This is a genomic window from Luxibacter massiliensis, assembly GCF_900604355.1.
Classification (GTDB): Bacteria; Bacillota; Clostridia; order Lachnospirales; family Lachnospiraceae; genus Luxibacter; species Luxibacter massiliensis.
Map to the genome: position 1 here is coordinate 1,160,988 of NZ_UWOE01000001.1, position 22,655 is coordinate 1,183,642.

The 22,655-nt window shown below is 42.0% G+C and carries 17 protein-coding genes and 1 pseudogene; 16 read left to right on the top strand and 2 right to left on the bottom strand.

Annotated features, from left to right (window positions below):
• Positions 1-12: 12 nt before the first annotated feature.
• From EFA47_RS05475 to purF, 5 genes are all read left to right on the top strand, one after another.
• Positions 13-1,488, top strand: a complete 1,476-nt coding sequence (locus EFA47_RS05475) for a glutamate synthase subunit beta (RefSeq protein ID WP_122642343.1) — start codon at positions 13-15, stop codon at positions 1,486-1,488.
• A gap of 272 nt (positions 1,489-1,760) precedes the next feature.
• Positions 1,761-3,857, top strand: coding sequence for a glutamine synthetase III family protein (locus EFA47_RS05480; protein WP_122642344.1), 2,097 nt, complete (start codon positions 1,761-1,763; stop codon positions 3,855-3,857).
• A gap of 113 nt (positions 3,858-3,970) precedes the next feature.
• Positions 3,971-5,551, top strand: a complete 1,581-nt coding sequence (gene asnB, locus EFA47_RS05485; protein WP_122642345.1) for an asparagine synthase B — start codon at positions 3,971-3,973, stop codon at positions 5,549-5,551.
• Positions 5,552-5,565: 14 nt separating this feature from the next.
• Entirely contained in the window at positions 5,566-7,173 is a 1,608-nt protein-coding gene (locus EFA47_RS05490) for a CTP synthase (RefSeq protein WP_122642346.1), read from the top strand.
• Entirely contained in the window at positions 7,173-8,594 is a 1,422-nt protein-coding gene (gene purF, locus EFA47_RS05495; RefSeq protein ID WP_122642347.1) for an amidophosphoribosyltransferase, read from the top strand. Before EFA47_RS05490 ends, purF begins: the two co-directional genes overlap by 1 nt.
• A gap of 151 nt (positions 8,595-8,745) precedes the next feature.
• On the opposite strand, the gene EFA47_RS05500 is transcribed toward purF, so the two are convergent.
• Positions 8,746-9,549 (bottom strand): MBL fold metallo-hydrolase, encoded by an 804-nt coding sequence (locus EFA47_RS05500; protein WP_122642348.1) that lies wholly within the window; start codon positions 9,547-9,549, stop codon positions 8,746-8,748.
• Between the two features lie 305 nt (positions 9,550-9,854).
• Between EFA47_RS05500 and EFA47_RS05505 the strand changes: the two genes are divergently transcribed.
• Positions 9,855-10,502, top strand: a complete 648-nt coding sequence (locus EFA47_RS05505) for a GNAT family N-acetyltransferase (RefSeq protein ID WP_122642349.1) — start codon at positions 9,855-9,857, stop codon at positions 10,500-10,502.
• A 212-nt stretch (positions 10,503-10,714) separates the two neighbouring features.
• On the top strand, positions 10,715-11,332 hold the full coding sequence (locus tag EFA47_RS05510) for a hypothetical protein (protein ID WP_122642350.1): 618 nt from the start codon (positions 10,715-10,717) through the stop codon (positions 11,330-11,332).
• A gap of 514 nt (positions 11,333-11,846) precedes the next feature.
• Here the strand turns inward: EFA47_RS05510 and EFA47_RS05515 are convergent.
• Complete coding sequence (locus EFA47_RS05515; protein WP_122642351.1) at positions 11,847-13,505, bottom strand: methyl-accepting chemotaxis protein; 1,659 nt, start codon at positions 13,503-13,505, stop codon at positions 11,847-11,849.
• Positions 13,506-13,828: 323 nt separating this feature from the next.
• On the opposite strand from EFA47_RS05515, the pseudogene EFA47_RS20570 reads away from it, so the two are divergent.
• The 9 genes and pseudogenes from EFA47_RS20570 to EFA47_RS05555 form a co-directional block, all read left to right on the top strand.
• Positions 13,829-14,008 (top strand): annotated as a pseudogene (locus EFA47_RS20570) (WG repeat-containing protein); the annotation flags it as partial.
• A 9-nt stretch (positions 14,009-14,017) separates the two neighbouring features.
• Positions 14,018-14,497 (top strand): WG repeat-containing protein, encoded by a 480-nt coding sequence (locus tag EFA47_RS05525; RefSeq protein WP_122642352.1) that lies wholly within the window; start codon positions 14,018-14,020, stop codon positions 14,495-14,497.
• Positions 14,498-14,500: 3 nt separating this feature from the next.
• The gene (locus EFA47_RS05530) at positions 14,501-15,346 is read left to right on the top strand and encodes an AAA family ATPase (protein ID WP_268888464.1); all 846 of its coding nucleotides are present in this window, start codon (positions 14,501-14,503) and stop codon (positions 15,344-15,346) included.
• 154 nt (positions 15,347-15,500) lie between these two features.
• Entirely contained in the window at positions 15,501-16,463 is a 963-nt protein-coding gene (locus tag EFA47_RS05535; RefSeq protein ID WP_122642353.1) for a MarR family transcriptional regulator, read from the top strand.
• Positions 16,447-17,037: a hypothetical protein gene (locus EFA47_RS05540; protein WP_235853220.1), complete on the top strand. Its 591-nt coding sequence runs from the start codon at positions 16,447-16,449 to the stop codon at positions 17,035-17,037. The genes EFA47_RS05535 and EFA47_RS05540 overlap by 17 nt, the downstream gene beginning before the upstream one ends.
• Positions 17,025-17,195: a hypothetical protein gene (locus tag EFA47_RS20140; protein ID WP_235853221.1), complete on the top strand. Its 171-nt coding sequence runs from the start codon at positions 17,025-17,027 to the stop codon at positions 17,193-17,195. Before EFA47_RS05540 ends, EFA47_RS20140 begins: the two co-directional genes overlap by 13 nt.
• A gap of 52 nt (positions 17,196-17,247) precedes the next feature.
• Positions 17,248-18,675 (top strand): Wadjet anti-phage system protein JetA family protein, encoded by a 1,428-nt coding sequence (locus EFA47_RS05545; protein ID WP_122642354.1) that lies wholly within the window; start codon positions 17,248-17,250, stop codon positions 18,673-18,675.
• A 31-nt stretch (positions 18,676-18,706) separates the two neighbouring features.
• A complete protein-coding gene (locus EFA47_RS05550) occupies positions 18,707-19,315 on the top strand; it encodes a DUF4194 domain-containing protein (protein ID WP_122642355.1) in 609 nt (202 codons plus the stop codon).
• Positions 19,312-22,632 (top strand): SbcC/MukB-like Walker B domain-containing protein, encoded by a 3,321-nt coding sequence (locus EFA47_RS05555; RefSeq protein ID WP_122642356.1) that lies wholly within the window; start codon positions 19,312-19,314, stop codon positions 22,630-22,632. Before EFA47_RS05550 ends, EFA47_RS05555 begins: the two co-directional genes overlap by 4 nt.
• Positions 22,633-22,655 lie beyond the last annotated feature (23 nt).

Consider the following 22,655-nt stretch of genomic DNA (forward strand, 5'->3'; position numbering starts at 1 on the left):
GAGGTTAGGAAGATGGGTAAACCGACAGGTTTTTTAGAATATGAGAGAAATGTATCCCGGGCAGAAGGGCCCAAAGAGAGGATAAGGCATTTCCAGGAATTTCACAAATATTTATCTCGGGAGGAACAGCAAAAACAGGGGGCAAGGTGTATGGACTGCGGCGTGCCGTTTTGTCAGTCAGGATTGACTATAGGAGGAATGACTTCTGGCTGCCCTTTACACAATTTGGTGCCGGAATGGAACGACTTAGTTTATACAGGAAACTGGGAAGAGGCATATTACCGTCTGAAAAAGACAAATAATTTTCCAGAGTTTACTTCCAGGGTGTGTCCGGCTCTTTGTGAGAATGCCTGTACTTGCGGATTAAACGGTAATCCGGTTGCCATAAAGGAAAATGAGTATGCAATTATCGAATTTGCTTATGGGCATGGAATAGCAGGGCCAAAACCTCCGAGGATGCGTACTGGAAAGCGTATTGCAATTGTAGGCAGCGGCCCGTCCGGCCTTGCTGCAGCAGACCAACTGAATAAAAAGGGACATTATGTAACGGTGTTTGAACGCAGCGATAGAGTGGGAGGCCTTTTGATGTACGGAATTCCTAACATGAAGCTGGATAAACAGATTATACAGCGGAAAATCCGCGTGTTGGAGATGGAAGGAATTCATTTTGTGACGAATACAAACATAGGTAAGGAGCAGGAATCAAAGAAGCTTTTGGATGGATTTGACCGAATTATATTCTGCTGTGGCGCTTCAAATCCCAGAGATATTCCGGCGCCTGGAAGAGATGCAGACGGTATCTATTATGCGGTGGATTTTCTGAAAGGCGTGACGAAGAGCCTGTTAGATTCCCATTTAAAAAATCACGCATTTATTCCTGTACAAGGAAAAAGCGTAATAATTGTGGGCGGGGGAGATACAGGGAATGATTGTGCAGGCACTGCTATCCGGCTAGGGGCAAAATCCGTGACACAGATAGAAATGATGCCGAAAGCTCCGGATCAAAGGAGTACATCCAATCCATGGCCAGAATGGCCGAGAATCTGTAAAACAGACTATGGACAGGAAGAAGCAATTGCGCTGTTTGGACGGGATCCGCGTATCTATGAATCAACAGTAAAAGAATTTATCAAAGATAAAAAAGGCCGCTTATCTGCAGTGAAAGTCGTGAAGCTGGAGGAAGGAAAAGAAACAGGGAGTGGCCGGAGGGTTATGAAAGAGATTCCAGAAAGTGAGGAAATATTGGAAGCACAGGTTGTCTTAATTGCAGCCGGATTTCTTGGCGCCCAGACCTATGTGACAGATACTTTTGGACTGGAAACAGATAGGCATACTAATGTAAAAACGGCAGCAGGAAGTTATCAGACAAATATTGCACATATATATACGGCAGGAGATATGCATACCGGGCAGTCATTGGTTGTAAAAGCAATCAGCCAAGGCAGAGAATGTGCTGCTGAAGTGGACTATAGCCTGATGGGGTATTAATAAGTTTAAGGAATAAAAGTAAAAAGTATCTTGACAACTGGGGTTAACAGGTGTATCATACGATATCGTAAAGGCAATGGCGTCTTTAAGGGATTCTTAAAGACGCCATTGCCTTTTTTTGTTCGCCTGGGCAAGCACTGGCTATGAAACTAAACTTTCTCTGTGAATCCAGTCCCACCGGTTTGGAACATGGCGCCCAAGGGGCGCGGTGCAGACAGAGAATATAATTTGTATGATCTTTTTATGTGTATGGAATGTTAGGAGGCAGGATGATGAAAAATGTGAGCGATTATTTTGGATGTATGGTATTTGATGACAGGGTAATGAAAGCTACTCTGTCTGCCGAAGTGTATCAACGGCTGAGAAAAACGATTGATGAGGGGGCTGCTTTTGATCTGTCTGTTGCCAACGCGGTGGCAGAGGCTATGAAAAACTGGGCGGTTTCTAAAGGAGCAACTCATTATACACATTGGTTTCAGCCGCTTACAGGAATTACGGCGGAGAAACATGACAGCTTTATCTCCCCGTCACCGGACGGCGGTGTACTTATGGAATTTTCAGGAAAGGAATTGATTCAGGGAGAGCCGGACGCATCCTCTTTTCCGTCTGGAGGTTTGAGGGCAACTTTTGAGGCAAGGGGATACACTGCCTGGGATCCTACTTCTTATGCATTTATCAAAGACAGAACATTATGTATTCCCACGGCCTTTTGTGCATATGGAGGGGAGGCGCTGGATAAGAAAACACCACTGCTCCGTTCCATGGAGGCATTAAACAGGCAGGCACTTCGTATCCTGCACTTATTTGGCAATGACGAAGTGAAATGTGTGAGGACTTCCGTAGGCCCAGAACAGGAATATTTTCTTGTTGACAAAGAAATGTACGAAAAACGAAAAGACCTTGTGCTGACGGGAAGGACATTGTTCGGTGCAAAATCGCCAAAGGGACAGGAGTTGGATGACCATTATTTTGGGGTTATAAAACCGAGAGTGGCGGACTATATGGAGGAGCTGAATAAAGAATTGTGGAAATTGGGAATTCTCGCAAAAACGGAACACAACGAGGTCGCGCCGGCGCAGCATGAGCTTGCACCAATTTATGCTACCACGAATATTGCTGCGGATCATAACCAGCTTACTATGGAGCTGATGCAAAAGATTGCGGCAAAACACGGGTTGGTATGCTTACTTCATGAGAAGCCGTTTGAGGGAGTTAACGGAAGCGGCAAGCACAATAACTGGTCTATTGCAACCGATGAAGGAGTGAATCTTTTATCCCCGGGAGAAACGCCATATGAGAATGCACAGTTTTTGCTGTTTCTCTGCGCAGTCATTAAAGCTGTGGATAATTATCAAGATTTGCTGAGGCTATCCGTGGCAACGGCAGGTAACGACCACAGGCTGGGAGCCAATGAGGCGCCCCCTGCTGTGGTATCTATTTTCCTTGGAGATGAGCTTACGGCGATTCTGGAAGCCATTGAGAAAAATGAACCCTATAAAGGCACAGAAGCCACGGTAATGAAATTAGGTGTGGATGTACTCCCTAAATTTCCAAGGGATAATACAGACCGGAACCGTACTTCGCCGTTTGCTTTTACAGGCAATAAATTTGAATTTCGGATGCTTGGTTCAGCAAACAGTATATCCTGTGTTAATATCATGCTGAATAGTGCAGTGGCAGAGTCCTTGAAAATTTATGCAGACAGACTGGAGTCCGCAGAAGACTTTGAGGTTTCCCTGCAGGCGATGATCCGTAAAACGATTAAAGACCATAAACATATTCTTTTTAACGGAAACGGATATGACGAGGCATGGATTGAAGAAGCGACAATAAAAAGAGGACTTTTAAATTATCCTACTACGGCAGACTGTATGCCCCATCTGTTGGATGAAAAAAATGTAAAAATGCTGACAGGGCACAAGGTATTTACAGAATCTGAATTGAAATCGAGATGTGAGATTATGCTGGAGAATTATTGCAAATCTGTCACTATTGAGGCAAATACCATGGCAGATATGTCCAGAAAGCAAATTTTGCCTGCAGTTGAAAAATATACACTTGCTATATCCAAAACAGCAGAGATGAAGAAACGCATTTCATCCTCAATCAGCATTGGGCTGGAAAGCAAGTTATTAGAAAAACTCTCATTACTCGCAGAGCAAATGGATGAAAAGGTGTCTGAACTAGAACAGATCATGTTAAATCTGAGAGAATGTGAGGAGATAAAAGAGGAATCCTGTGTAATCAGAGATAGAGTGCTGCCGAAAATGGATGAACTCCGCGGTCTGGCAGACAAGGCGGAGACCGTTACGGCGGAGGAATATTGGCCGTTCCCAACCTATGCGGATTTGCTGTTCAGCGTGAACTAACAGACAAAACAAAATTAGTTGATGTAGAAAATGTGGTAAAAACACCAACCAAAAAAGAAAGATATGCCGCACTGTATGGCATGGGATAGAAAGTAAACATGGAGGTTTTGCGTATGTGCTCAATTATAGGCTACTGTGGGGACAGTGCCAATTATGATAAATTAAAGGCAGGATTGGACCGGACCCTTTCGAGAGGGCCAGATGATTCCAGAATCATAGACACCGGAAACGGATTATTGGGTTTTCGCAGGCTGGCGATTATGGGGTTGCATCCAGAGGGGATGCAGCCCTTTGAGCTGGATGGAAGCTGGTGCGTGTGCAATGGAGAACTGTATGGGTTCAGAAAGCAGAGGGAAGAACTGAAGAAAAAGAAGTATTCTTTTGTCAGTGAAAGTGACTGCGAAATATTACTTCCCTTATACCGGGAGTATGGAACAGGAATGTTTGAGAAATTAGATGCAGAATTTGCCCTGATTATTTATGACGGAAAGACAGGAGAATATCTTGCGGCCAGAGATCCTATCGGGATCCGCCCTCTTTACTATGGATATGATCAGGCGGGAACCATTTGTTTTGCCAGCGAACCCAAATGCCTGACCCACATCACTGATAAAATCATGCCCTTTCCGCCTGGGCATTATTACAAAGGGGGAAAGTTTACCTGCTATGACGATATCACAGAGACTAAGGAAATTATTAGAGATGATGTGGAGACTGTCTGCAGAAATATTCATGATAAATTAGTGGCCGGTGTTGAGAAAAGAATGATATCGGATGCAAAGGTGGGATTTCTTCTCTCTGGCGGACTGGATTCCTCTTTAGTGTGTGCAATCGCCGCGAAGAAAAGCAAAGGAAAGATTCGGACGTTTGCTATTGGAATGAAGGAAGATGCAATTGACCTGAAGTATGCAAAGCAGACGGCAGAGTATATCGGGAGTGAGCATACAGAGGTGATTATGACAAAGGAGGAGGTTCTTTCTGTATTAGAAACTGTGATCGAACTTTTAGGCACTTACGATATTACTACAATAAGGGCCAGTATAGGGATGTATTTAGTTTGCAGGGCAATCCACGAAAGGACAGATATCCGGGTGCTGCTCACAGGAGAGATATCGGATGAACTGTTTGGGTATAAGTATACAGATTTTGCACCCGATGCAAAATCTTTTCAAGAAGAATCTAAAAAAAGGATCAGGGAACTGCATATGTATGATGTGCTTAGGGCAGACCGGTGTATATCCGTAAATTCTCTGGAGGCAAGAGTGCCATTTGGTGATATAGATTTTGTGAAATATGTCATGTCAGTAGATCCAGAGAAGAAACGTAATATATATGGAAAAGGGAAATATCTGCTCCGCCATGCTTTTGAGGGGACATATCTCCCGGATAATATTCTTTACAGGGAAAAAGCCGCTTTCTCTGACGCAGTAGGGCATTCTATGGTAGATATTCTGAAAGAATATGCTGAAAGGAAGTATTCAGATAAAGACTTTGAAGATGGATGCAGGAAATATGATTTTGCAAAGCCATTTACAAAAGAATCGTTGTTATACCGTGACATATTTGAAAAATATTATCCGGGTCAGGGAAAGATGATTGTGGATTTCTGGATGCCAAATAAGAAGTGGGAAGGCTGCAATGTGAGTGATCCTTCTGCCAGAGTGCTCTCTAATTATGGAGATAGCGGTAAATAGAAAGGAAGCAATATATGGCAAAGTTTATATTTGTAACCGGAGGCGTCGTATCAGGACTTGGAAAAGGTATTACTGCGGCCTCCCTGGGAAGACTTTTGAAATCCAGGGGACTCAAAATTGTGTCACAGAAGCTGGATCCCTATATTAATGTGGATCCGGGAACTATGAGTCCCTTTCAGCACGGTGAAGTTTTTGTGACAGAGGATGGGGCAGAGACGGATCTGGATCTTGGTCATTACGAGCGTTTTATTGATGAAGATTTAAACGAGTACTCTAATCTAACAGCGGGAAAGATATACTGGAATGTATTAAATAAAGAACGGAGGGGAGAGTATCTTGGCTCTACAGTTCAAGTGATTCCCCATATTACCAATGAGATCAAAGAGTTCGTATATCATGTAGGGAGACAGGCAGATGCCGATGTGGTTATTACTGAAATCGGAGGGACCATTGGAGATATGGAGTCCCAGCCATTTCTCGAGGCGGTACGGCAGATATCTCTTGAGATAGGGAGAGAAAACAGTTTGTTTATACATGTGACGCTGGTACCGTTCCTAAAGGGCTCAAAAGAACACAAATCGAAACCGACACAACATTCGGTAAAAGAATTACAGGGGATGGGAATCAATCCCAATATGATTGTACTTCGCTGTGATGAACCTTTGGAACAGAGTATTTTTGATAAAATATCTCTTTTCTGTAATGTAAAGCCGGATTGTGTTATTGAAAACCGGACATTGGCTAATCTCTATGAAGTCCCGTTAATGTTGGAAAAATCAAAGCTTTCAGAAGTCGTGTGCAGGGAGCTGAACCTAAAGACAGAGAAGCCGGATTTAAGAGACTGGACACAGATGGTGGAACGTATTCACAGCCGGTCAGGGAAAGTACAGATTGCTTTAGTTGGAAAGTATGTAAATTTACATGATGCATATCTTTCTGTAGCTGAGGCCATGTTCCATGCAGGATACAGCCTTAATAAGCATATCCAAATCCGTTGGATTGATTCAGAAACAATTACAAAAGATATAGCCGGAGAGATTTTTGCCGGAATCGATGGAATCATTGTTCCCGGAGGGTTTGGAGGACGCGGAATTGAAGGGATGATATTGACAGCCGAATATGCGAGAAAACAGAAAATTCCGTATTTAGGCATATGCCTGGGAATGCAGATTGCCGTTATTGAGTACGCCAGAAATGTGCTTGGGTTTGCGGATGCAGATTCCGGTGAATTTAATGAGCAATGTGTCCAGAAAGTTATTGACTTTATGCCTGGACAAAATGATTTTGTAGATAAAGGCGGCACACTACGTCTGGGAAGTTATCCCTGTAAGATTTTGGAAGGAACAAAATTGCATGAGTGTTATGGAAAAGATGAAATAAAAGAAAGACACCGCCATAGATATGAATTTAATAATAAATATCGGAAACAAATGACAGAAGCCGGGCTCGTGTTATGCGGAAATTCTCCCGATGGCCTGTTGGTAGAGGCAGTTGAAATTGAAGACCACCCATTCTATGTGGGGGTTCAGTTTCATCCTGAATTCAAAAGCCGCCCTAATGCGCCGCACCCGCTATTTGTTGGCTTCATATCCAAGGCTATGAAGAGAGGGGATAAGAGCTGATGAGTATTCATGAAGAATGCGGTGTTTTTGGCATTTTTTCCAAAAGAAATACAAATGTAGCAAATATGGTTTATTATGGGTTGTATGCACTGCAACACAGAGGGCAGGAGAGCTGCGGTATTGTTGTGAATGATGATGGTGAGTTCAGCTCTTACAAGGATATTGGCCTAGTCAGTGAAGTTTTTACAAAGGAGGTATTATATGGATTTCCTGCCGGGAATATGGCAGTTGGGCATGTGAGATATGGTACAACTGGAGGTACAACCAGTAGGAACTGCCAGCCCATAGAAGTGAATCATCAAAAAGGAAAAATGGCGCTTGCACATAATGGGAATTTGAGTAATGCACATTTGTTGCGTGACGAATTAGAGTTATCAGGCGCCATCTTTCATACTACAAGTGATACAGAGACAATCGCTTATGAAATTATACGTGAAAGTCTCCATAGTGCCAGTATTGAAGAGGCAGTCAGTAAGGCAATGAATAGGATGGAAGGCGCATATTCTATTGTGCTGATGTCTTCTGTTAAGATGATTGCCGCCAGAGATCCCAAAGGCTTCCGCCCCCTGTGTTATGGTAAGACAGACGATGGAAGCTTTGTGATTGCATCCGAGAGCTGTGCACTCTCGGCGGTGGGAGCAGAATTTGTCAGAGACATTCTTCCGGGAGAAATAGTTGTTTTTTGGGAAGGAAATGTGAAGTCTGTCAGAACACATTGTGAAAAAGAAACAAAAAGGATTTGTAGTTTTGAGTATATCTATTTCGCCAGGCCAGATTCCATAATAGATGAAGTATCGGTACATGGTGCAAGGATACAAGCCGGAAAAATTTTAGCCAGAGAATATCCTGCACATGCAGATATTGTGATAGGTGTTCCAGATAGTGGACTGGATGCAGCTCTTGGATTTTCGGAAGAGTCAAACATACCATATGGGATCGGTTTGATTAAGAATAAATATATTGGAAGAACTTTTATTTCGCCGGGCCAAAATGAAAGGCTTGATCAGGTTAGGATAAAATTAAGTCCTATAAAAAATGTACTTGAAGGAAAAAAAGTTGTTCTGATTGACGATTCGATTGTGAGGGGAACAACTAGTAAACGGATTGTCAGGCTGATACGGGATATAGGAGCAAAAGAGATACATATGAGGATTTCTGCGCCCCCTTTTCTGCATCCCTGTTATTATGGGACAGATATCGATTCGGAGGAAAATCTTATTGCCTGCCATCACACGATGGATGAAATCAAAGATATTATAGGCGCAGATTCTCTTGGATTTCTGCCTTTGGAGCGTTTGGCAGAGTTGGTGGGAGATAACTCATTCTGCAGTGCATGTTTTGATGGGAGCTATCCTACTAAAATATATAGAGACAGCAGGAAAAATTGGTTTGAAAAGAATCAGGATGTACTTAGAAGCTAATCTTGTTTCCTGCAGCGAATACTATTATCTATGCCAACGTTCTCTGTCTGGAAAAAATCAAATACTTATTGGCGGGCCGATAGATACAGCCGGTTCAATTTGATTGTAGGGGAATATGAAACTATTTTACAGAAAAGGTTCATATTCCCTTTCAAATTAGAGTGAGGGTATCTAAATCATCGGGAATATATAAATTCCCATGATAGTATTGTTTTCCTTCTTCAAGATATAATTCCCTGCGGTGTTCAATATTCTTATCTTCTGTATGGTATAAAACCAGATTCTTTATGTTTAATTGTTCTGCCAATTGGCACGCGTCCTTTACAGTGGAGTGGTGCTTTTTATAAGGGTCAAAGATATCTGCCTGGGAATAAAGGCAAAAAGCCTCGTGTAAAAGCCATGTACTGTTTTGGGCGAAAGGTTCGATGTTTTCGTTATAAGGCTCATCACCGCAGCAGGTCAGTTTTCCGCCATTTCCTAAGTCCATGCAAAATCCAAATTGTTTTGTCTTTGTAGAGTGAATATCAAAAAATGTAACTGGCCTTCCTATAAGCATTCTCTGCTCCTTGTCCTCCACAGTAATGAAATGGAGCCCGCTGTCGATAAAACGCAATTCTTTGGGAAGAAGCAGCTTTTCTGCCAGATCCTTAAGTAATGAGATAACTTCATCATGCCCGTAGATGGCCGCCTCTCCTTCATACTGGCCCCGGCTCATAGACTGGCACAGCATTCTCACCATCCATACAATTCCCAATAGATGGTCAATATGTTTATGGGTGACGAATATTTCCCTCATATCCTGCCAGCGTAAACCAGCATGTTTAAGCTGATGTAAGATTGTGTTTCCGCCACCGCCGTCCACCAATAAGCTTTTTCCATTTTCACTGAGCACAAAACAGGTATTGTAGCATTCAGTTACAGTTGCATTTCCTGTTCCCAGCATTGTTAATTCCATGATATATACACCGCCTTACTGTTTTTATTCCCGGGGGCAGCGGGCCAAGGGGACATGTTTACATATCCAGTTGGCGGCTGCCGCGGGGGCCTGATACCCTGAAGCCTGCATCGGCGCTAGTTTGATGCAGCCATCGGGGACTTTGGCTGTACATAGAGTATTCTAGCACAAACAGTTAGATTTCTCTACTTAAATCTAGCGGATACCCCTAAACTTGCTTGACAAGTGGGTACTCGTTCACTATACTGTGTCTGCTAAGGAGAAATATTATAGTTCAAAATCAAGAATATAAGGAGGCTTATTAGATGGAAGAAGGGATCCATATCAGAAATGAGGAGACAGCAGATTACGGAAAAGTGGAAAAAATTACAAGAGAGGCTTTTTATAATCTCTATGTACCAGGCTGTACAGAACACTATTTAGTTCATATCATGCGTGAACATGAAGACTTTATACCTGAATTGGATTTTGTTTTGGAACGAAATGGGGAAGTGATTGGAAATATCATGTATACGAAAGCGAAACTGGCAGATCAAGCAGGCAATAAAAAGGATATTGTCACATTTGGCCCTGTCTGCATTCAGCCGGACTATCAGAGGAGGGGGTACGGAAAAATGCTCATAGAACATTCTTTTGCCTGTGCTGCAGAACTGGGTTATGAGGCCATTGTTATATTTGGAAGTCCTGCTAATTATGTGGGCTGTGGGTTCAAAAGCTGCAGGAAGTACCATATTGCCATGGAAAACGGGAAATACCCGTCAGCTATGATGGTGAAAGAACTGCTTCCTGGATCCCTTGATGGCCGCAGGTGGGTTTACTATGGCAGCCCAGTTATGGAAGTCAATGAAAAAGAGGCACAAAAATATGATGAAGGGTTAGAAAAGATGGAAAAGAAATATCTGCCCAGCCAAGATGAATTTTACATTATGAGCCGCTCTTTTGTTGAAGAGTAAGCGAAAGACATAAATTAGGGGGCCCTTTGGGCATACCTTATTGAACGTTAGTAGTCAATAAATATATATTTTGTATCTTGACTAAAAATACCGGGGGGGGGTATAATTGTATGCATAATATGAAGCTACTGTTCAAGATAAGCTTCGGTAACAATTATTTATACTCATTGAATATTAGCAGTTCAATAAGGTATGTACAGGAGGAGAGATAAGTGAAGAAAAAAATCTTAAGTGTTGTACTGGTGGTTGTAGTAGTATTTTCTGCGTTCGGCTGTTTGGCACCAAATGATAAAGAGACGAAGCAGGGGGATTCTGCAAATACGGAAGAGACGGCGAAGACTGAGGAGGAAGATGCCGATGAGAAAGAAGGTCCGGGAGAATCTCAGGAATTAAACGAGTACGGGATTACAGACCAGCAGTTGGAAGCGCTTGTGGACCTGATGAAAGAACGGGTGCAGAAAGAATATCTGGATGTACATGGAATTGATCCGGCAGGGTTTACATTGCAGGGAAAAGATGAATGGCTGCCTCCCCAAATGGGAGCAACAATTGGTGCTCACTATCGTGCAGGCGTGGATATGTTAGAACTATGGGAGTCAACAAAAGAGAGCCTCGAAGTGATGAGTTTTGAGGAAGATGAAAATCCTGTGGAGCTAAAAGATGAACTGAGTGTCTTAATAGCTGATATTTTTATAAGTTGGCTAGAGGATGAAGAGATGGATGAAACAGATTATGAGACATTTGAGACGACTACAGCAACACTGTATAATACTACACCTTCATCTAATATGTGGTTACAGTTTATTGTAGATAATGTAACCTTCCATTGATATAAAGTGATTTTTTTACAAACCAATTGCAAGGTTAAATTATGAGGATGTAGAACTTACTTACTGATGTCAGGAGAAATAAAGCATATTTCACAATGGAGTTGAAACCGTGATACGCTTTGTATTTTATAGGTTCGGCGGGAAAAGCAACTCAAAATTAAAGGTTTTGGACATAAGTAAGGTTGTAGGCTCCCAAAAGGAAAGCATGGGGGAGGGAACAAAAGTAGGAACAGGGGATAATCCTTCCAGTTAGACATAGAATTTGAAGATAAAATTATTGTTATTGAAACTGGGAAGTTAGCAGAAGATAAAATCATGTTTAATGAAGCCAAGAATCAAGGCGGAGCCGAAACGCCCCTAGGGCACTCCTTGACAGAATGGACACAGCCAAGAACACTATGACACAGAAGAGGACTTGAAAGGCCAGCAACCTTCCAGGTCCTCTTATTATTGTGGGCATCGAATTTAAGTAATGTCCCCAGCCTAAAGAAGTAAGTATACTCTATACTAAAAGTTAAGGCGTCTTTAAATTAAATTCAGAAACCAGATTATTGAGAGTGTTGGCCATGCTGGACATTTCCTCGCTGGATGCAGCACTTTCCTGGATAGACGCGGAATTGGACTGAATTACAGATGCAATCTGGGAAATGCCTTCTGTGACCATCTCGATTGCTGTGGCTTCCTGGCTGGTAATCTCAGAAATACTTTCTATTGTGACTGTGACATCCTTAGAATCCTCCACAGTCTTAGTCAAAATCTCTGCTGTTTCATTAGCGATGCTGACACCTTGCTCGATAGCAGAGATAGAATTGGTTATCAGCGCCGCTGTATCATTGGATGCCTGGGCGCTGCGGGAGGCAAGGCTTCTCACTTCATCAGCAACAACTGCAAACCCTTTGCCTGCCTCGCCGGCACGTGCAGCTTCCACAGCCGCATTCAATGCCAGTATGTTTGTCTGGAACGCAATATCTTCTATTGTATGGATGATTTTTTCGATTTCTTTGGAGCGCTGGCTCATTTGGTTCATGGCAGCGACTAACTCTTTCATTTTTTCATTGCTTTTCAGCATTTCGCCGCCCACAAATTCAGCTTTATTTTTGGCATCCTCAGCCTGAAGGGCGCTTGATTTTACCTGTTCTGAGATCTCAGCCACTGTAGCTGCCAATTCTTCAGATGTGCTTGCCTGCTCTGTGGAACCCTGGGCAAACTGCTGTGTACTGGTGGAGAGCTGCTCTGTAGAGCTTTTTACAGATTCGGCGGCCTCCTGGATACGGGAGAAGGCCCTGTTTAAAGAATCTGAAAAAGATAAAACGGACTCTTGAATTAAGACAAACTCTCCTTTAAAATCAATGGTCTTGGTGATAGTGAGGTCTTTAGAAGCCAGCCTTTTCATAGCGCGCTGTATCGCATTCACATAGGAGGACAATTCGGATACAGAAGTATTTAAGGCACTGGCCAGCACGCCTACCTCGTTATCACTGTGAATATCAATCTGGAAGTTCAGTTCTCCTTCAGCCAGTTTCTTGCTGTTTTCAGTGATAATGACCAGTGGGTTAATGACGCTCTTCGTAATATATAAAATTAAGATAATACAGACAACTACAATTAGTACAATAGCGATGCCAGATGCAATAGAAGTACTTACAATCGCAGCTGATAGCTCCGCCTCGCTGTTATCCACCATCTCCTGGCTGAGGCTGATAACCTGGTCCAGAATAGAAACCAGTTCAGATATATTTGGTTTAATTGTATTAAGATAGTAATCAATGGCCTGCTGTTTGTCAGTCTGCTTCATGGATAAGGCTTCCTCGGCAGATTGATGGATTTCTTTATGAAGTGGCAGGATTTGCTCTTTCAGCTGGTTGATTTCTTCATTGTCAATGGTATCTCCTCCGTAAAGCCATTCGCCCAGTACGCAGGAAGTGTCTTCTTTACTTCCAGTAAATTCCTGGTCAAAAGCAATTGCGGATCCAAGATTTTCCACCCAGGAGTAATGTCCTTTTTCGCTTTGCAGCGATGTAGTGTGAAGTATAAGAGCAGAAGAGATATTCTTATTACTCTTATTGATTTTATACATGCCGTTAATAATGAATAATGCTAAAAGCGCAATGGCAACGAAAACACAGACAATTAATATTCCTACTCTTATTTTAATGCTGTCTCTCTTTTTCATATTTCCTCCTAAGTAATTAATAGTATAATAGTAGGATTATAGCACGCTTTTTAGGATTTGTCATAAAAATTGTGAAAAATTTGTGTAATTTCTATACCTAAGTTTCTATATCAATTTTCTATTTTATCTGGACTGGACTGCTTTGATGGGCAAAGGAGTGGAAAAACCCTAAAATCGTAAAACCCTGGAGGGATAACTGAGCGAATCTCTCAACTTATCTCAAGTATCCGGGATCTACAGAGTATGAGATTGTATCTGATTTTGCTCAGTATGATGGTAAATTTGCCCGCGTTCTGGACGAGGGGAGAACGAAAGTCGGGTTAATCAACAAAGAGGGAGAAGAAGTAGTCCCTGCCATATGTGTTTATATTAATGACGGTATAGAAAATGGATTAATCCTAGTTCAATATGAGAATCATCAAGTAAGTTTCCTTGATACGGAGGGCCGGGAAGTACTGTCTCTGTCTAAGTATTCGGAAGTACATAATTTCGCGGATAATGGCCTGGCTCGAGTGGGTGTCCGTGATGAGGGTACTTATACGGTAAAATATGGTTTTATTAACGAAAAGGGCGAGGAAGTGATTCCGGTACAATATGATATAGTTTCTGATTTTTACAAAGATGGGCTGGCAGCAGTGAGTACTGATGGCAAAAAGGGATTTATCAATGAAAAAGGTGAAGAAGTGATAAAACCTCAATATGAAGATATAGCGTCATTTAAGGACGGGAAAGCAATCGTTTGCCGTATGCAGGAAGAGACGGGCGAGAAAAAATATGGCTGTATTAATGAAATTGGAGAGGAAATTATTCCATTCCAGTATGATGAGATTGAATCCTTTTCCAATGGATGGGCCGCTGCCAAAACAGAAAAAGGTATTATTAACAATGGTGAGCCAGGTTATGCCTGCGTATTCTATGATGAAGATGGAAATACTGTATTGGAATTAGATGAAAAGTATTATGATGTGAAAAGCTTTAATTCGGGTAATTAAAAGTTGAAGCACAAAGTACAGAACAAACATTCGAATCTGTTCTGCGCTTTATTTTTATCTAATGTTCAAATCAGTATTTTTTTAGTTTGTTTTGAAAAACTCCGTAAGGAAGAGTTTTATTATATTGATAAAACGAGGATGATAAAAGAACTGTTAAGTAGCCGGAGCGAAGTCAATTTATTTACCAGACCAAGAAGATTTGGGAAATCGCTGAACATGAGTATGCTGAAAAACTTTTTTGAATCTGGAAGCGATAAAAGAATTTTTGAAGGTTTGGAAATCAGCAGAGAGAAAGAATTGTGCGAGAAATATATGGGCAAGTTTCCGGTGATTTCACTGTCATTAAAAAGCGTTAATGCGTGTTGTTATGAAAATGCATGGAAAATGGCAGTTCAAATTATAAACGGAGAAGCTAGAAGGTTTCAGTATCTTTTGGAAAGTGAACGTCTGACACAGCATGATAAAGACATGTTTCTTACATTGTTAAAAGATGATATGGCGGAGTCCTTATTGGAAAATTCTTTGAAGATGCTTTCAAAACTCTTGAAAAAACATCATGATCATAAAGTGATTATTCTGATTGATGAATATGATGTGCCGCTTGCGAAAGCCTTTGAGCATGGATACTATGATAAAATGGTAGAGCTGCTCCGAAATTTCTTTGGACAGGCATTAAAGAAAAATAACAGCTTGTACTTAACAGTCTTGACTGGTTGTATACAAATTTCAAAGGAGAGTGTTTTTACCGGATTTAATAATCTGAAGACCTATTCTAAAATAGACGAGGAGTTTGATGAATGTTTCGGGTTCACAAAATTATATAATATTTCGTGGACAAACTTGGACTAGATGGTGAGAGTGCAAAATAGTTGTGGATATCAATGTGGCGTTGTGGAAAAGGTACGGTTGATTGTGAGAAGTGTCTGGTTTTAACTTTTTGAATTGACAAGAAACTTAATTAAGGTTAAAATGAAATGAAAAAAGTTAAAAGGGTGGGTCGAATGTGGACATTTTAATAGATGTTTTAGGAATGAATGTAATATATACACAATGGAATAAAAAGAAAAAACTGCCATTTTATTTAGCTGCCGGATATGATTTTCAAAAGGCGGAAATAGATGGCTGTTTTTGTCTGCTAATCTATCCAAAAGAAGACTTGCCAACATTACCGGCTCTGAAAAAGCAGATACAGAGAATACAACAGGTTGAAAATATCCCGGTAGTTATTCAGGTGAAAAGTATGAGTACTTTTAGACGGAAGAGCATGATTGAAAATAAAATTCCATTTATCATAGAGGAGAAACAGGTTTATTTGCCATTTATAGCAGCTTATTTACAAGAAAAGGCGGATACGGAGATAAATACAAAAGAAAAATTTATGATTTCTGCACAGGTGCTATTCCTGATGTATATATATCAGAAAAGTGAAAAATTTTATTTAGCTGATGCGACGAGACAACTGCCCTATTCGGCAATGACGATAACAAGAGCAGCTAAGCAGTTAGAAGAAAGTAGTTTATTTTATGTCAGAAAAGAAGGGGTAAATAAAATCTTATCTAGCAAGTTTTCAAAAAAGGAGTTATATGAACAGGCGAAGCCTTCTTTGAGTTCTCCGATTGTGAAGAGAGGATTTCTGAATAAGGGAAATCTGACCAGGGAAATGTTGCTTGCAGGAACCTCTGCACTTGCAGAGAAAACAATGTTGAACAACGAAGTGCCAATCGATTATGCAGTTGATAAAAAAGCATGTGATTCTAAAGAATTGCAAAATGAATTGATAGATCCTTATAAACAGATAAGTATTGAAATCTGGAAATACCCCCCTCAATTGTTTGCGAAGGAGAACATGGTAGATACAATTTCTCTGGCATTATCTTTGGAGGATGAAAGAGATGAAAGAATAGAAAAGGCGGTTGATGAAATGTTGGACGAACTATGGAGGAATGTAGATGGTAACAGGACTTGAAAGCTTTAAAAAGCATTTTCAGGGCTACGAAGATGAATATGTGATTATAGGTGGAACGACATGCGGCCTGATTATGTCGGAAGAAGACAGGTCTTTTCGTGCAACAAAGGATATTGATATGGTTCTTATTGTGGAAGCATTGACTCCAGAGTTTGTAAAAAGATTGTGGGAGTATATAAAAGAAGCTGGATATGAATATCAAAATAAAAGTACTGGTGAGCCACAATTTTATCGATTCAGTCATCCTAAAAGTAAAGAATATCCGGCTATGATAGAATTATTTTTAAGGAAAATAGATACATTGGTACTTGATTCAGAAGCACAGCTTACACCGCTTCCTATGGAGGATGATATATCCAGTCTGTCGGCAATACTTTTGAACGATGAATATTATGAGTTTTTAAAACAAGGACAAATGATAATAGATGGAATTCCGGTACTTAAAACAGAATACATTATTCCATTCAAACAAAAGCCTGGCTGGATCTTACGGCGAGAAAAGAAAATGGTGAGCATGTGGACAGCAAAAATATTCGGAAGCACAAAAATGATGTGCTTCGGATGGCGGTGCTGATTTCGGAAGATGGCAGAGTAAATATAAATGGTGAAATTAAGAAGGATATGAAACGTTTTCTAGAGCGTATGAAACAAGAGAAGGTAGATGTGATAAGTTTGGGGATGACAGAGCGGAAACAGGAGTTGATTGAATTGTTGGAAAGGTGTTATATATAGATAGAAGTCACAATATTTTGAAACTGGATGAAATGTGGAAGAAGGGGGCATTATGCCGTATTTTGAAGTTGTAAATGATAAATTTTTTAATCCGTTTTCCTGCCGGAACAGGGAACTTTATTTTTCTTGTATTACGGAGCTGATTGAACGCTCAAAAGAAATACCAGTACTTTATGAAGCAGATGCAAAAAATTGTCTGATTCTCTATCTTCAGAACTGTCAGTATGCAATTGAGACGGAACAGATTGGAGAGGAGGGCGACACGATTGCGAATGGCCGGACGCCGCAGGAAAACGCAGGGGTGATTCTGCGGTATTTTCGTAATTGCGGGTGGATTACACCGAAAGAAGTCGGAAGAAGCGGCGATAATATTGCATCTGTGTCAGCTTATTGCAGAAAACTGGCGGATGCGCTCCATAAGATTTTTGATGCGGATACGAACAGCGCAATCACAAACCATATTTTTTCCATGTATGAGATTTTGAAATCTTCATTTGAAAAGGATAGCGGTAGGGCAATTAGACCATATTCCAATATTCTTGTTCCGCTGGTGGAACATGAGTGTGATTTAAAGAATGAGCTTTTGATTCTGAAAGACAGTATCCGGGAGATTATGAGAATGGTAATCAGAATGGGGGATGTGAACAGTTTCGGACATTTTCTGATGAAAGATGAGATGCTGAACCGTTTTTTCCAGGATTACTTTTTTCTTAAGAGAAGCGGCCTTATTCCATCCTATATTGCAAAGATTGACTGCCTTCTGCAGAAATTGCGTAAGTCGGAAACTTATGAGCGGATGCTCAGGGAGTATGCGGATCTGAAGTGCGTGGAGGAAGCGAAGGCGAAGGATACCGTAGACCGGCAGTTCGGAGAACTGGACAGTTTCATTAATCTGGAGTATGACCGTGATATCGGTTATATTGATAAGAAAATCAATACCTATTATAATCTGTATTCCATGCGTATGGCTATGGTACTGGGGAACGGGACGAATCTGGAAGAATTACTCAATCAGCTGCTTCTGATATTAAAAGATGCGGACAGTGAAGAGCGTGAGCAGGTGCTTTGCCGCATTGCTGAGACGCAGAGATTACTGGAATTTGGTTATATTGGGCGTAAATCCATTGAGCGCCGGCAGCGTCGTAAATCTGCCGCGACAGCGGGGCTCATAGAAGCAGAGCTTTCGGCGGAAGAACGGGAGCGCCTGACCAAGGAGTTGTTAAGTGAACGGCCGGACCGTTACAGTATGGAACGGGCAAATGAGTATTTCAGGAAATTACCGGTTACGGACGAGGGGATACCGATTGAAGCGTGCGGCTTGCATACACGGGAGGATGCGATGATGGCCGCAGCGGCAATTATTTATTCGGGGACTGCCGGATTTGATTATGAAGTGGAATTTGAATTCGGGATGGCTGAGACAGAAGCGGCGCTTGTCAGTCGTTTCCGTATCAGGAAAAGCAGTAGAACTTTAAGATAGTCGATTATTTGAAACATGGAAGGAGCGCACTATGAGTGATATTAATCTGCAGCTTACGATCAAAGAAGAAAATGGAAATCTGTTCAAGCGGTGTGTTCGTAAACTACTGTCATCAACGTTTATTTTGCGGGATAGAGATGAAAAATTATATGCATTTGCTTCGAGGGAATCCAATCGTCAGGATATTTCGGAATATTTGCGCATGATGGGATTCGAGATTCTTGTAGAGGAGAAGAGCGGGGTCTGTATGCTGACCGTAAGCGAAGAAGATGAGGAGGCAGTCGGACTAAAGCGTGCAAATGTAGTTTCCTTTACGACAGTGCAGTATCATCTTTTGCTGGTTCTTTGGAAAACATATTTGGAGAATCTTGGGTATAATGAAGGGAATTTCATTACGAAAGGGGATTTGATTGACAAGATTTTATCTTATGGTGACATTGCAGGGAAACAAGAACTGGCGGCAGCATTCCGGCTATTTAAGAAGTACAGTCTGATTCATTATAATGAGAATGAAGAAGGAGAGGATATGTTGATCCAGTTATATCCGTCTCTTCAGTTTGGATGGGATATCCCACAGTTTGAAGCGGTAGTTCGGGATTACATGAAAAAGGATGAAGAGAAGGAGGAAGCAGAGTTATGATCACACTTACAAAAATACGTCTGATTAACTGGTATGCATTTTCCAATGAAACGGCTCCCGTAGGACAGTTTACGCTGATTGCCGGGAAAAACGGAAATGGAAAATCGGTGCTCTTAGATGCGGTGAAGTATGCAGCCTACGGGGATACAGTGTTTAATAAATCTTCGGAAAGTAAAGGAAGCCGTACTTTGTCCTCCTACACAAGAGGTCTCCTCGATGCGACGGCAGGTACTTATATGCGGTCGGCGGACAAGGTTCTGAATGTATACAGTCACATTGTTCTGGAATATTTTGATAGTATTGCAGATAAATTTTTCGTTTTGGGTGCAGTGATTGAAACGAGTGCGGCTAATAATTGTCAGACTTTGCGTTATGTAATGGATGGAAAGAAGCTGGAAGAAATTTCACATACTTATGAAGAGAATGGTCATCTCTGTCCTTATTCAGCTTCCCAGCTACAGAAGAGATATGCGCTGACACTGTTGAATCGAGAACAGGGGCTTCCGAAGTTTTTGCAGATGACGGGAATGAAAATGAGCTTAAGTCAGTTACCGGCATATCTGAGAAGGCTTCGAGGCATCATGTCCTACGACCCGGATGCACGGGTGGATCGTTTTATCAGGGAAAGTGTTCTCGAAGAGAAGAATGTGGATTTTACAAAGCTGATTGAGGCAAAGGCAAATATAGAACGGCTGAATCATACCTTTCAGATGATTGAGGGAGAGATTAGCGAGCTTGAGAAGATACTCGCTGAATACGATACATGGGATACGGAGAAAAACCGCCTTCTGGCAGATGATATTAAGCTGGTTTATAAGAGAAAGACAGGACTTGCCCGCGATATTGAAAGTCTGAAGCAGAGGCAGGAGCTTGCCGGGCGGCAAAAGGAAGAGGCGGCCAGCATACTGCAGACAATCGAGCGGCGCAGTGAGGAGGTGGACCGGAGGCTGATTCAGGCGCAGGTGAACCTTAATTCCATGGATTGTGCGAAAATGATTGGAGAAGAGGAGCGACATTTAGAGGAACTAGGAAAGGAAAAGAAGCAGTTTTTAGAAGCGATGCAGGACCTGGAATATTTCCAGACTAAAGTAAGCGAAATGATGTTCCTGATAGGAGAAGAGGGGGAACGTATAGCGAACCGGCAGATTCTGTCCGGTCTGTGTGAGCGCACACGTTTTTCTGTCGTTGAGAAAGAGGAGGCAGTAGAGCAGCTTAAGTATGCGTTAGAGGAAAAGTATGACCAGACGGTGCGGAGAATGGGCGGTGTGGAGCAGGAACTGACAGCGCTCAGCAGCCGTCTTGAGGAGCAGCTTAGAAATGCGGAAGAGTACCGGAAACACCGGACGGTGTATGAGCAGATTCCCCATTATGTCGGTCTCAGGGAGGAGATTAACGAGGAGTTTCGGAGGCGTAAATTGCCAGCGGAAGCGAAATTTGCGTGTGAATATGTCATTGGTCTTACCGATGAGTCCTGGAGGGATTCGCTGGAGGCTTTTCTCGGACCGCGGCGTTATACGATTCTCGTAGATCCGGAGTATTATGATATTGCAGATGATGTTCTGAACCGTTCACAGTACCGGTATGCACATTTGTTTAATACAAAACTTCTGATGAAGAAAAAGACAGGGGTAAAAGAAGATTCCCCGGTACGTTTTCTGGAAATCCGTAATAAGACGGCGCAGAAATATTTTGAATACCAGTTGGGACGCATCCATGCAGTGGAGCAGAACGAGGTGCGGAATTATGAGAATGCGATATCCAGAGAAGGAAGAGTGTCGGTTGCAATGGATAGTTATTTCCTGCGTTTTGACCGGATTCAGGCATACTATCTTGGTCAGGAAACATTCGAGCTGAACTACAAAAAGGCTCGCTATGAGGCAGAGAAACTGCGTGATAAGAAGCTAGAAATGCTGCAGGAGAAGGAGCAGCTTTTAGAACGCAAAAATATGCTTGCAAATGATAAAAGGTTTTTCAGAGCATATTGTTATGACGCGCATGAATCTTACCAAAGAACGGCAGTACAGTATAAGAATTCGGAAGAGCAGCTTGCCCGGCTCAGAAAAGCGCAAGAGGATAATGAGGAGTACATGGAACTTTACCATCTTGTGGAAAATCTGAATCTAGAGAAAGAAAGTGTAAAGAAGGAGCAGCAGGAGAAACATCGCCAATTGAGTGAACTTGAGACAACAATTCAGAATTGTAAAGAACGTCTGGAACAGAAGAACCAGGAATTGGAAGAATCTGAGAAGGGGTACCGCAATTATGAGATGATTGCATATCCGGTTGTGCAGAAGGCGGTAGAAGCCTATGAGAAATTTGTGCAGAACGGGAATACGGGTGCAGGAGGGCTGATGCAGCCGCAGTCGAGAAAGCGTACAGAACAAAAGATTGAGAAAGCAGAGAAAGATCTGCTTGCTCTTCAGGCGGGATATCAGGTCAGATATCCGGACGGTGGGCTGTGTGTTGGCGTAGAGCAACGAGAAACATATGCGGCAAGAAAAGAGAAAATCTGGATGGATCATCTGCAGGAGATACGGCAGAAACTGGAGGAGCAGACCCGGCGCTATGAAGATATATTTAAGAATGAATTTGTTTTGATGATTTTGAAATCCTGCGAAAGAGCAAAAGAAGAACTGCGGGATATTAACATCGAACTTGCGAAGCTCCAGTTTGCTTCCAAATACCAGTTTGCGGTGGATTATGTGCGGGATGGTTCTGATTATATGCAGATTCTCCGCTATGCCAGATATCTGGATGAGCGGGAGCAGCTTGGAAGTACAGAGGGGCAGGGTGTTCTGAATTTTCTGGGAACATTTTCCGAGGAGGAGGCAGAACAACTGGAGCAGAGTCTGCAGCAGATTATTAACAGAGTCATTGAAAAGAACAGTGAAGAGACGATTGCGCGTTTTGCGGATTACAGAAACTATATGACGTATGAAATTCTGATTACTAACGATGTTCTGGATCGTGCGAAGCTGTCAAAGCAGACGGGTTTTAATTCCGGGGCCGAGGTACAGATTCCTTATCTTCTGATTCTGACATCTGCGCTGCTGATGATTTACAATCAGAAGATGAACTCTACAAGAATGGTATTTATAGACGAGCCTTTTGCAAAGATGGATCCAGGAAATGTAAAGCTGATGCTTGATTTTATGAAGAAACAGGGACTACAGGTGATGTTCTGTTCCCCGGATAAGACAGAAACGATTGGAAATGAGTGCGAGGTCATTCTTCCGGTGCTGCGTATCCGCCCGGATAGTATGCGTCTGGGAGTCGTGCAGTTTCATGATTCGGTGGAAAATGAAGTGCAGGCTTAGTGTGTGGAGTCAGGAGATGGTGT

Coding starts and splice junctions, on each gene's coding strand:
- EFA47_RS05475 (WP_122642343.1), top strand. CDS start 13: ATGGGTAAACCGACAGGTTTTTTAGAATATGAGAGAAATGTATCCCGG.
- EFA47_RS05480 (WP_122642344.1), top strand. CDS start 1,761: ATGAAAAATGTGAGCGATTATTTTGGATGTATGGTATTTGATGACAGG.
- asnB (WP_122642345.1), top strand. CDS start 3,971: ATGTGCTCAATTATAGGCTACTGTGGGGACAGTGCCAATTATGATAAA.
- EFA47_RS05490 (WP_122642346.1), top strand. CDS start 5,566: ATGGCAAAGTTTATATTTGTAACCGGAGGCGTCGTATCAGGACTTGGA.
- purF (WP_122642347.1), top strand. CDS start 7,173: ATGAGTATTCATGAAGAATGCGGTGTTTTTGGCATTTTTTCCAAAAGA.
- EFA47_RS05500 (WP_122642348.1), bottom strand. CDS start 9,549: ATGGAATTAACAATGCTGGGAACAGGAAATGCAACTGTAACTGAATGC.
- EFA47_RS05505 (WP_122642349.1), top strand. CDS start 9,855: ATGGAAGAAGGGATCCATATCAGAAATGAGGAGACAGCAGATTACGGA.
- EFA47_RS05515 (WP_122642351.1), bottom strand. CDS start 13,505: ATGAAAAAGAGAGACAGCATTAAAATAAGAGTAGGAATATTAATTGTC.
- EFA47_RS05540 (WP_235853220.1), top strand. CDS start 16,447: ATGGTAACAGGACTTGAAAGCTTTAAAAAGCATTTTCAGGGCTACGAA.
- EFA47_RS20140 (WP_235853221.1), top strand. CDS start 17,025: ATGGCGGTGCTGATTTCGGAAGATGGCAGAGTAAATATAAATGGTGAA.
- EFA47_RS05545 (WP_122642354.1), top strand. CDS start 17,248: ATGCCGTATTTTGAAGTTGTAAATGATAAATTTTTTAATCCGTTTTCC.
- EFA47_RS05550 (WP_122642355.1), top strand. CDS start 18,707: ATGAGTGATATTAATCTGCAGCTTACGATCAAAGAAGAAAATGGAAAT.
- EFA47_RS05555 (WP_122642356.1), top strand. CDS start 19,312: ATGATCACACTTACAAAAATACGTCTGATTAACTGGTATGCATTTTCC.